This window comes from Streptomyces sp. DH12 (assembly GCF_020873895.1).
Lineage (GTDB): Bacteria > Actinomycetota > Actinomycetes > Streptomycetales > Streptomycetaceae > Streptomyces.
In genome coordinates this window covers 1-412 of record NZ_JAHWGT010001430.1, presented here as the reverse complement: position 1 = coordinate 412, position 412 = coordinate 1, and the positions used below count along the sequence as shown (strand labels likewise).

The 412-nt window shown below is 78.2% G+C and carries 1 protein-coding gene; it reads right to left on the bottom strand.

Going from position 1 to position 412, the window contains the following annotated elements; all coding sequences use genetic code 11:
• The coding region (locus tag LPA54_RS40425) for a zinc-binding dehydrogenase (RefSeq protein WP_228985419.1) at nt 1-412 on the bottom strand (412 nt) is incomplete at both ends.

The following is a 412-nucleotide window of genomic DNA, read 5'->3' as shown; positions in this document are numbered from 1 at the left end:
CAGCCGGCGGTGGGCCTCGGCGGCGTCGCTCAGGTGCAGCCGCTCGATCGCCCGGGGCCTCAGACGGCCGTCGGCGACCAGCCGGTTGACGGCGCTGGCGGCCTCGGCGAGTTCTTCGGCGGTGGCGTGCGAGATGGCGAAGCCGTGGATCGAGCGGTCCCTCAGGTACAGCGGCCCCACCGGCAGCACGGGCCGGGAGCGCAGTCCGGCGAGCAGCACGATCCGCCCCCGCCCGGCGAGCAGGTCCACCGCGGTCTCCAGGTCGTTGGTGCCCGCGGCGTCGAGGTAGAGGTCGGCGCCCGCCGGGGCGGCCGCGCGGATGCGCCCGGGCACGTCGGGGTCCCGGGAGTCGACGACGTGGTCGGCGCCGAGTCCGCGGCGGTACCCGGCGTCCCGCGCGGAGGCGACGGCC